Source organism: Halopseudomonas aestusnigri (genome assembly GCF_002197985.1).
In the GTDB taxonomy this organism is placed as follows: Bacteria; Pseudomonadota; Gammaproteobacteria; order Pseudomonadales; family Pseudomonadaceae; genus Halopseudomonas; species Halopseudomonas aestusnigri.
Genome location: NZ_NBYK01000026.1, coordinates 1 through 5,592, shown reverse-complemented (window position 1 = coordinate 5,592; position 5,592 = coordinate 1). Strand labels below are relative to the sequence as shown.

Annotated in this window: 8 protein-coding genes; 4 read left to right on the top strand and 4 right to left on the bottom strand. The window is 54.1% G+C overall.

Annotation, left to right across the window (positions count from 1 at the left end):
- On the top strand, nucleotides 1-362 hold a 362-nt coding region (locus B7O88_RS17625), incomplete at its 5' end, for a tyrosine-type recombinase/integrase (protein ID WP_172409683.1).
- A gap of 25 nt (nucleotides 363-387) precedes the next feature.
- Here B7O88_RS17625 and B7O88_RS17620 read toward each other — a convergent pair.
- Nucleotides 388-735 (bottom strand): hypothetical protein, encoded by a 348-nt coding sequence (locus tag B7O88_RS17620; protein ID WP_088278086.1) that lies wholly within the window; start codon nucleotides 733-735, stop codon nucleotides 388-390.
- 77 nt (nucleotides 736-812) lie between these two features.
- On the opposite strand from B7O88_RS17620, the gene B7O88_RS18025 reads away from it, so the two are divergent.
- A complete protein-coding gene (locus tag B7O88_RS18025; protein ID WP_088278084.1) occupies nucleotides 813-962 on the top strand; it encodes a hypothetical protein in 150 nt (49 codons plus the stop codon).
- A gap of 226 nt (nucleotides 963-1,188) precedes the next feature.
- Here B7O88_RS18025 and B7O88_RS17610 read toward each other — a convergent pair whose 3' ends face one another.
- The 3 genes from B7O88_RS17610 to B7O88_RS17595 all read right to left on the bottom strand — a co-directional run bounded on the left by B7O88_RS17610 (nucleotide 1,189) and on the right by B7O88_RS17595 (nucleotide 4,419).
- Complete coding sequence (locus B7O88_RS17610; RefSeq protein ID WP_088278082.1) at nucleotides 1,189-1,590, bottom strand: hypothetical protein; 402 nt, start codon at nucleotides 1,588-1,590, stop codon at nucleotides 1,189-1,191.
- 772 nt (nucleotides 1,591-2,362) lie between these two features.
- Entirely contained in the window at nucleotides 2,363-3,739 is a 1,377-nt protein-coding gene (locus tag B7O88_RS17600) for a heavy metal sensor histidine kinase (protein ID WP_172409682.1), read from the bottom strand.
- A gap of 2 nt (nucleotides 3,740-3,741) precedes the next feature.
- Nucleotides 3,742-4,419 carry a heavy metal response regulator transcription factor gene (locus B7O88_RS17595; protein WP_088278078.1) on the bottom strand — a complete coding sequence of 226 codons (678 nt, stop codon included), beginning with the start codon at nucleotides 4,417-4,419 and terminating at the stop codon, nucleotides 3,742-3,744.
- A 207-nt stretch (nucleotides 4,420-4,626) separates the two neighbouring features.
- Between B7O88_RS17595 and B7O88_RS17590 the strand changes: the two genes are divergently transcribed.
- Both B7O88_RS17590 and B7O88_RS17585 read left to right on the top strand, forming a co-directional pair.
- Complete coding sequence (locus tag B7O88_RS17590; protein ID WP_088278076.1) at nucleotides 4,627-4,986, top strand: co-regulatory protein PtrA N-terminal domain-containing protein; 360 nt, start codon at nucleotides 4,627-4,629, stop codon at nucleotides 4,984-4,986.
- 167 nt (nucleotides 4,987-5,153) lie between these two features.
- Nucleotides 5,154-5,592 (top strand): cupredoxin domain-containing protein (locus B7O88_RS17585; protein WP_088278074.1); only part of this gene is annotated, 439 nt, incomplete at its 3' end.

Below are 5,592 nucleotides of genomic sequence, written 5' to 3'. Positions count from 1 at the left end.
GCCGGGGCGATTCAGTTATCACTTTCAGCGGCACGAAAAGCGGCAAGGTCAGAGCTGTTCCTATCTCTGCCGATCTGGAAACGTTCCTGCTCAAGCACTGGCGTCAGCATGGCCCGTTTACCTCCGCGATCACCTCATTCAGGCGAGCACTGGCGAGAACCACGATCAAACTACCGAAAGGGCAGGCTGCACACGTGCTGCGGCACACCTTCGCTAGTCACTTCATGCAGAACGGCGGGAATATCCTGACTCTGCAAAAAATCCTCGGGCATTCCACCGTGGTCGTGACCATGCGCTATGCGCACCTTGCGCCGGAGCATCTGCAAGATGCCGTAAGGCTGGGCCCTAACCTTCACGGCTGAGGAAAGGGAGAAGAGAGGCTGCTTTTTAGCTGAGAAGTTTTTTTTCCAGCATTTTTTCTATCTCACGAGAAAGCTTCTCCATCCTGCGAAGCGTTGCTTTGTCCAGATAAGACGACGCAATCGACTCTGTGCGGACCTCAAGTCCTCGGTGACCTTGCAGAAGTATCTCTAGGTAGCGTTGCAGCTTTTCTGGTGGAGTGGTTGGGCGATTTAACTGTTTTTTGAAGGACTCAACAAACTGCGCTCTGGCCTTTTCATCATTATCGTCGTCGTGATCTTCCGCAAAAATCATCTCGGCCAAGTTTTTCCGGCTTTTACCTGTTTCCTTTAGTCGGCGTTTGATTTGAGCCTGCAGATTTTCTACTTCGTCCATGTGTGTCCCAATTTGTCCCGCGACTCTGCGTAGATTCGAACCTGCACCAAGCGTGGTGCTAATTCAAGGAGAAATCTATGTCTAAGAAAACGCAAATGACTGCCGAGGCCGCTGCTCGAATTCAAAGCAGAGAAGCCATCAAAAACGGTGGTGCAGTGGAAGCCGATACCTTTGCCGCGCGCGCTCAGCGAGCAGCAGCCAAACAACCACAGAAAAGCAAATCTTAAGGAGACAGATTATGACTAAAAACAGTGGTGGTGCGAGCAAAGGTGGTACTGGCAGTGGCGGAAAGGGCGGAGCCTCCGGAGGGAGTCAGAGAAGCGATTCTCCCGGTTGGCCCAGCAGAACCGGAAACCCCTCTGGTGGCGGACGGGATAATGCACCGCCTCGAACCAAGTAACCTCGCTTAGAGGTTGAGCCCAAGCCAAGCTAAAGCTTAGCTTGGGCTTTGGCTTAATTGGCGCATTCCTTGACCGCTGCTTCCATTGCTTTCGCGAGGTCTATTGGTGCTTTCTTGTAGTGCTTGTAATCGATATCTTCCTGAGCGGTTCCAAGTGCGCAGGTACAGATCGCAAAGAGCTCTTCCCTTCGGCGGTTGTAACTGACCTCCGATGAGCCCTTGGAGCAGCTTTCCAGTAGTGAGTACTCGATAGCTAATGGGTATCTGTTTGACTCGAAAAAGTCATCCGCATGTAGGCCGGCGAAGCCTCCGATAGCGAGGGCAGCGGATGTCGTAATTAAGGCTTTCTTTGCCAGCTTTAGTTTTTCGAAGCTTGTCTGGCAGTGCTCACAGCACAGTCCTTCGGTGATCTGCAGGGGGGTGGATTTTTTGCATTCTGGGCATGTGATTTCCATGTTGCATCCTTGCTATGTATCAATGCGCCATTATGCCGTTTGTCGGTGGAGTCTCACAATCAGTGCTGCAGCCGTTGTCAGTCTATCCTTGACCCAAGCGCAGCAATCCTTCGGATGGCGCGTCAAAGCGTCACTGCCTTTCAGGAACCTGCCTTATTTCGACACTTTTTCGACAGTGCAAAAGAAAAACCCCCGAAAACTTCAACGTTTTCAGGGGTTTGTTTGGTGGAGCCGGGGGGAGCTGCAATCTATCTTTGCTTGAGCGCTCTATTCCGGGGATCCTAGTCAATTTTCGTGCGAACTCTGGACTTGGTGGATTTCACAAAGTGTGCGGTAGATATTATGGGATCTTGGCTGCGTGTCAAGTATTCAGAGAGGCTCTTAAGAAGCGCTCCACCTGTCAGCAACGGTGTTGCGTTAGTTGTAAATGGCTAGCGCGCACGGCGTTGATCATGCTGCCCTGTTGTGGATATTTTCATCCGCGCTAATGGGTTCAAATCCCTTTTTTGGAGTTGAACTCAGGATCTTTTTTGTGTTGTCCCATGAGGCTAGACGCCATTCGAGCATTGGATTGGGTTGGCGAAGCAAGCGTGGGGGATGCCGTTTCCAAACTTCATAAACTACTACCCGAGAGCGAATGGGGTGCTCTGGTGTCATCTCACCGCTCGTTGCCTATCTGGATGGCGAGTGCAATCTGCGCTCAGTCGAGTTGCACCCACCCTTTTAAGTTGGGCTAGCGGTTAGCTGTAGCCTACTTACCGCCAGACCGGCATCATCTGGAATGGGGCAATTCGATGTGAAAGCCCGTGAGGCCAGCGGCTGAGGTGCACCAGATGCGGCCTTTGTGAGCCTCAATGATGGACCGGGTGATGGCAAGTCCGAGCCCGGCGTTGCTCGGGCTTCCCTCCCGCCGAGCGGGGTCGACCCGGTAAAATCGGTCGAAGAGCTTCTCTAAATGCTCTGAGCTGATTGTGTCCCCTGGGTTCTCGATGCTGAATGTGGTTGAGTCCGCTGCCTGGCGGATCAGAACCGAAATTGTCTTTCCCGCCGGCGTGTAGCGCAGCGCATTAGATAGCAAATTGGATAGCGCGCGATCAAGCATCAGCCGATCCCCCTGCGCTTGGCCTGTGCCTGTGAGCGATAGCTCAATGCCACGCTCTTCGGCTAGGAGGTGGTAGTAGTCAAACAGCTTGTAGACTACGTCAGCCAGTTCGATCCTGGCCTGCTCTGGGATGATTAAGCCATTATCAGCCTTGGCCAAGAACAGCATGTCATCAATCATTCGAGACATGCGCTTCAATTCTTCCAAGTTGGAGTAGAGGTTCTCCTCGTATGCGGTGATGTCGCGCTTATGGCTCAAGACCACCTCAGTATGGGTCATGAGGTTGCTGACGGGCGTTCGTAGTTCGTGTGCGATGTCCGCCGAGAAGTTGGAGAGTCGAATGAAGGCCTCTTCAAGTCGAGCCAGCATCGCGTTGAAGGACAGAACTAACTGCTGAAGTTCTTGCGGTACTGGTTCGAGAGGAATTCGCTCCTGCAATGATCGGGCGGACATCCCGGAGGCCACGCGAGTGACTTGCCGCAGAGGCTTGAGGCCACTGCGAGCTACCACCCAGCCGAGCGCGGCACTGACCAAGGCACTGATGATCAGTCCAATCCAGAACCATCGCTGCAGCGTGTCGAAGAAGTGTGTGTGATTGGTTACGTCGAGAATCAGCAGGGCTGTGAGAGGCTCAGGTTGATCGGCTACCGAGATTTGGGCCGTCATACCGCGGTACATGTGCTGGCCGTTCTGCCACTCCCACATGTTCTGCTCATTTGCGCGCCTGAAGCGCTCAGGCACCTCGACTGCTCTGGGGTCGGAAAATAACACTGTGTCGTCGCTAGCCAGGATGGTGGCCGCCAGGTCCTGATGGGCTCCCAGCAAGGCCCGCAACTGCGGTAATTCTTCCGAAAGGCTCGCTTCACCGCGGGCATTGTTGAGGAGATGTTTGGTAGATTCGAGTTTCTCCACCAGGGCCTGCCGATCCAGCATCTTGAAATGGTGCTGACTGAGCATATTGAAACTCAGCCCTGCTACCGTCAGGACTGCAATTACCGCGGACATGAACATCAAGCTCATGCGTGCGGTCAGCGAAAGGTGCTTCATATTCACTCCGGAGCATCCATCATGTACCCCATGCCGCGGGCGGTATGAATCAGCTTGAGATCGAAATCGTCATCGATTTTTGCGCGTAGCCGGCGTACCGCGACCTCAATGACATTGGTGTCGCTGTCGAAGTTCATGTCCCAAACCTGAGAGGCAATCAGCGACTTCGGGAGCACTTCACCGCGTCGGCGCAGCAGTAACTCCAGTAGTGAAAATTCCTTCGCCGTCAGGTCAATTCTTTTCCCGCCCCGGACAGCACGTCGCTTCATCAGATCGACTTCCAGATCGGCAATTTTCATGGTGGTCTGCGTCGGCGAACCATTACCTCTGCGCAACAGCGTTCTGACCCTGGCCAGAAGCTCTGAGAAAGCAAATGGCTTGATCAGGTAGTCGTCCGCACCCAGCTCCAACCCTTTAACGCGGTCTTCCACACCATCGCGTGCCGTCAAGAACAGTACAGGGACGTCTTTTCCTGCTGCGCGCAACATGCGCAGCACTTCCCAACCGTCCAGCCCAGGCATCATTACATCCAGAATTAGCAGGTCATAGGCTTCGCTAATTGCATGCTGAAGGGCATCTGTACCGGTCATAACCCGGTCGACATTGAACCCAGCCTCGGTTAGACCTTGCTGGAGGTACGTACCGGTTTTGGGTTCGTCTTCAGCTACCAGTAGTTTCATGTGTGCATACTCCAAAAGTCGGTTGGCCTGAGTTTGCAGGCAAACCGCGGCCCCAACCAGAAGCTTACGAAAATGTAATTCTGACTTCAGCTCACTGACAGGGTGGGCTTGTCTAGGGTGCAAGCATGAGTACTAGGTTGTGCTCTCGGCCCCCGACAGACCAAAAGCAGAGGTGCCGGCCATAGTTTGCACTGATGGAGACTGCCCATGAAATCGCTGAAACCTTTGCTTCTGGTTGGTTCGCTACTGCTGTCTTCCATGGCTTGGGCCGAAGAGGGCAGCGACCGTGTATTCGAGCGCATCCAGCAGATGCGCGACAAAGCAGAAGCCGTGCTGATCCAGGCGGAGAAGGCCTCGGTCGGCGAGCGGCATGTGCACATGAAGGAGCATATGAACATGCTCGAAGACATCATGAGCCAGCTGCACAACGAACATCCCGCGCCAAACATGTCTGCCGAAGAGCATCTGGCCTGGATGGAAAAGCATGACAAGCTGGTAGACGACGTGCTGGGTCAAATGATTCGAGAGCACAAGCTGATGATGGCCGACAAGGAATGCCATCAGTAAAGATTTCCCCCATCTTACAGGCCTTTCGTGATTGCTCCTTCGGCCTAGTGGCGCCTTTATGGCGCCGTGCTTTTTCCCAGCTGACGCAATTGTAGTTTTGGGGTCAGCGGCCTGGCAGCAAGCGGGGAATAGCATGAGATTTCCAGCACCCATCTCGAGGTCTCACCATGAAACGCTTACCCCTTAAACTGCTGATCAGCACTCTGTTCATCAGCACCACCTTTCCGGCATTTGCCGAGGTCGGCGGCAGTAGCAATGGCATTGGGCAGCAGGCCCAGGCGACGCCAGCGACTCGTACCATCTTGGTAAAGATGGACGACATCAACTACAGCCAGAAAACGATCGATGTGAAGCCAGGTGAAACCGTGCGCTTCGTTCTGAAGAACGAGGGCGCGTTGATGCACGAGTTCAACATCGGGCAGGCAGCGTCCCAGCTGGAGCACCAGCGCAAGATGGCGTCCTTGTTCAAGGACGGCACACTGACCCCGACCGGCATGGCCGAGCGCATTGTCTGGCATGAGCGTTATGGCACGGGAGACTCCAACCCTCCAGGCTATCCGGAAGTCATCAAAGCCAAGCATGACGACCCGAACGCGGTTCTCGTCG

Coding starts and splice junctions, on each gene's coding strand:
- B7O88_RS17600 (WP_172409682.1), bottom strand. CDS start 3,739: ATGAAGCACCTTTCGCTGACCGCACGCATGAGCTTGATGTTCATGTCC.
- B7O88_RS17610 (WP_088278082.1), bottom strand. CDS start 1,590: ATGGAAATCACATGCCCAGAATGCAAAAAATCCACCCCCCTGCAGATC.
- B7O88_RS17620 (WP_088278086.1), bottom strand. CDS start 735: ATGGACGAAGTAGAAAATCTGCAGGCTCAAATCAAACGCCGACTAAAG.
- B7O88_RS17595 (WP_088278078.1), bottom strand. CDS start 4,419: ATGAAACTACTGGTAGCTGAAGACGAACCCAAAACCGGTACGTACCTC.
- B7O88_RS18025 (WP_088278084.1), top strand. CDS start 813: ATGTCTAAGAAAACGCAAATGACTGCCGAGGCCGCTGCTCGAATTCAA.
- B7O88_RS17590 (WP_088278076.1), top strand. CDS start 4,627: ATGAAATCGCTGAAACCTTTGCTTCTGGTTGGTTCGCTACTGCTGTCT.